Source organism: Neisseria sp. P0009.S010, from assembly GCF_051958545.1.
In the GTDB taxonomy this organism is placed as follows: Bacteria; Pseudomonadota; Gammaproteobacteria; order Burkholderiales; family Neisseriaceae; genus Neisseria; species Neisseria subflava_A.
In genome coordinates, this window is sequence record NZ_JBQCVH010000047.1 from 1 (window position 1) to 251 (window position 251).

At 50.6% G+C, this 251-nt stretch carries 1 protein-coding gene; it reads right to left on the minus strand.

The window, feature by feature from the left end; all coding sequences use genetic code 11:
- A partial coding sequence (locus tag ACTHSN_RS10845) for a transposase (protein ID WP_440365322.1) occupies positions 1–251 on the minus strand: 251 nt, incomplete at both ends.

The window sequence follows — 251 nt, forward strand, 5'->3', positions numbered from 1 at the left end:
ACTTTTAAACCTTTTTCGGTCAGTTGGCAGTTAATCAGTTTTAGCAATTCGGACAGGGTGTCGTCTTGCGCCAGCCAATTGCGGTAGCGGCATAAGGTGCTGTAATCGGGGATGCTTAGTTCGTCAAAACGGCAAAACAGGTTGAAATCAATGTGGGTGATGAGGCTGTGTTCAAGTTCGGGATCGGAGAGGCTGTGCCATTGTCCGAGCAGGACGGCTTTGAACATGGACAACAGGGGATAGGCGGGACG